At 33.5% G+C, this 3234-nt stretch carries 3 protein-coding genes; all 3 read right to left on the bottom strand.

What is annotated here, in order from left to right:
• Positions 1–1063: lamin tail domain-containing protein (locus Q0039_RS01320; RefSeq protein ID WP_297507872.1), on the bottom strand; the 1063-nt coding region annotated here is incomplete at its 3' end.
• Between the two features lie 96 nt (positions 1064–1159).
• Entirely contained in the window at positions 1160–2449 is a 1290-nt protein-coding gene (locus Q0039_RS01315) for a hypothetical protein (RefSeq protein ID WP_297507867.1), read from the bottom strand.
• 23 nt (positions 2450–2472) lie between these two features.
• A partial coding sequence (locus Q0039_RS01310) for a gliding motility-associated C-terminal domain-containing protein (RefSeq protein WP_297507864.1) occupies positions 2473–3234 on the bottom strand: 762 nt, incomplete at its 5' end.

The raw sequence follows: 3234 nt of genomic DNA, 5'->3' as shown, positions 1-3234 counted from the left end.
CGTTAATACCGTTGTTGGATGTGGTTGGCAACGCCGTTAAAGTCGCACCTGAACAAATCGGCGCTACGGCTGTAAAGGTTGGGGTTACCTGTGGATTTACCGTAATGGTTAAAGTCGTTGTAGTGGCACACTGTCCTGCACTCGGGGTAAAGGTATAGGTGGTGGTTGCTGTATTGTTTAAAGCAGGAGCCCACGTACCGTTAATACCGTTGTTGGAAGTGGTTGGCAACGCTGTTAAAGTCGCACCTGAACAAATCGGCACTACGGCTGTAAAGGTGGGGGTAATAGTCGAAGTAAGAGGAACACATATACCTCCATTGCAATTACCTGTAGCAGCTGAATTATCTATGGACCATGGGAGCGTAGCAGCATTAAATGTGCTTACAAAGGACCAAGTTGGACTTCCATCTTGTTGGCGGTAAATTAAAATAGGGGTTGAGTTTGAAATATAGCTGACAATTGATGGATTTGTATTATTAATTTGAGTGGGAGTAGCTAATGAGGTGATGGTAGAGCCTGCAGGTATACAAAGCGTTCCAGGATTAAAATCAGCACTATTAGTATTGATGTTAGATGCGCTGGATGACCAATAGACACAATCTAATGGTGTTCCACTTGCATCATACAAGGCAACCCAACCATCAACATTAGCAATTACAGCATTACTAGCATAAATACAACGTTCAGCAGCAGTAATGGGTATATCAATGTTTCCAACTAATCCTGTGCCAGGTGCAGCAGAACCCAAAACAATGTGACCTCCAGCAGGAATTATAGCATTAGGAATGTTTGGAATTCTGAAGCTCAAACCTGTAACAACACCACTAAAACCATTTTGTTTGGCAGCAATGAAATAACCCGTTAAGTTAACAGGAAAACAATTTTTGTTGTAAATCTCTATATACTCCTTACTTCCTGTATAAATAAGTCCATTTGGGGGAGTAGCAGATAGCCCGTCGGGGCGAATGTAAACTTCATTAATTAATACTTGACCTCTTGAAAATGAAAATAGGGTCAGTAATATTAAAAGTATAGTGTTTTTCAATAGCATAAAAAAATTCATAAAGTATCAAAAATATAAGATACCCGTTAAAAATTCGATTTATGTTATTGTAAAATTTGATTTCGTAATATTTCGAAATATATAAAAATATAAAAATCAATAAGTTGAAATTTTATCTTTTAATGCGGTAAGTGTCATTTCGAGTTTATTAAGTTGGGCTTTATTTCCTTTTTCAAGACCAGTAATGCTAGTTTTTAACAAAGGTGTGTAATTGTCAAGATGTTTTAAAAAGATATCTTTTATCTGAATTTTATCTAAGAAAAAATCGAGATCATCAATAATTATATTTGAAGACGCTGCTAAAAGTTCATAGAAGCCTTTATCATTCTCAAATATAGATTCGGGAGTTAATTTTAGATTTGGATAATTTTTGTGAATATATTCGATCATCCGAAAACGGGCTACAGCTAAATCACTATTATAAATCTTTATGTTTACTTTTTTTGAAATAGCAAATAAAATCCAATAACTAAGGGGTTGTAATATTTTTAAATTCTCTATTTCGATTTCAATTTGCCTTTTATCTTCTGAAACTAATGTTAGTTTTAAAAGGTATTTTTTGGTAGAATTATCATATCGTATGGTTAAGGCATTCAATTGAAGTGACTGTGATTCGTTATTTATATTGGCATTTGTGTTTGAATGAAATAAATTTTCTCCCAATGTATAGGGATTCGAAATGCCATAGTAAAAAAAATGATTTTCAAAAAGATGGAGTAAACTTTGTAAAATAAAAAATAAACTGGCTAGGAAAATAATCAGGAAATAGGGATATGTTATCAATAAGTTTTCATGGAAAATCTTTGTCAAGGGTAGTGCTATCTGTGTAATCAGCATACTGCTAATTGTAAATATTAAAAAAAATCGATTTCCAGCAAAGTTTTCATGTTTTGTATTTAAAACTATCACATAGCCAAATATTATTAATATAGATGTTGAAATGAGCGAATCTATAATAATCAATGCAATCTGAAATTCCTTACCCGCGCTTATTGTAAGCTTATCGAAAATGGTGAAAAGTGAAATAATGATTCCAAAAAAAAGAAAGACTGAAATTACCCAATTTTCACTTTTCTTGTAAATACGTTCTATTCCATTTGGAATTATTGGAAAATAAATAATTGATGAAAGTAAAAAAATATTACTTAGTGAAGAAAGTAACCGGTCATTAAACAAAAACTTTAACGAAAATACTGTTTGGTCTGTTATTTTATAAAGTCCTACCAGAAAAAAAGAAAAAGCGAATAAAGCGATAAATAACACCCCTTTTTTAAACTCACTTTTTTCTTGTTTTTTTGCTAAATGAAAGTAAATAGTGAGGAAACGGATCGTAAATACAAGTGTTATTAAGGTTAAGGTATAAATGTAAAATTGCTTGTAAGTCACTTTTTTTTCTCAAACTTACAAAATTATAATTCATGTGTCAAATATACCCATCCTGTTTTTGCTTTACCATTTAAAAATTCAATGTAGTAATAGTATGTTCCATCTGGTAAATGATTTCCATGTGACGATTTTCCATCCCATTCATCTTTATAATTTTCCTTTTCATAAACTACAGTCCCGTATCGATTAAATATTTTTAAATTTTTAACTTTCAAATTCGACAAATCAAAGGTATCATTTAGACCGTCGTTATTGGCTGAAACGCCTTTCGGAATTTTACAATAGTTGTCTTCAACAAAAATCGAATTTTCATTTTCACAGTTGTCATTACTATAAACAGCTCTGTATATTCCAAGTTGGTCTGCAACTGTAAAGTTTCCATTTCCTAAGAAAATGGGATTTGTACCAATTGAAGTTCCTTCATAAAACCATGCGATAGTAATGTTTTGAGGAGATGGTTTTAAACGTAATACATATTCATCACCCTCACAATCACCTTCTATTGTAAAAATAGGTAACTCATTTACTTCTAAAGTAAGTGAAAAAAGTGTGGCACACTGCCCGGCATTTGGCGTAAAGGTGTAGGTAGTAGTTGCCGTGTTGTTTAATGCGGGCGTCCAAGTTCCAATGATTCCCTCGTTGGAAGTTGTAGGCAATGCAGTTAAAGTTGCACCTGCGCAAATTGGCGCAATGGAATTAAAGGAAGGGGTTATGGCTGGATTTACCGTTATGGTCTGACTTGCAGTTGTAGCACATTGCCCGGCATTTGGCGTAAAGGTGTAGGT

The sequence above is a fragment of the Flavobacterium sp. genome, assembly GCF_027484945.1.
In the GTDB taxonomy this organism is placed as follows: Bacteria; Bacteroidota; Bacteroidia; order Flavobacteriales; family Flavobacteriaceae; genus Flavobacterium.
This window is presented reverse-complemented; position numbering and strand designations above follow the sequence as displayed.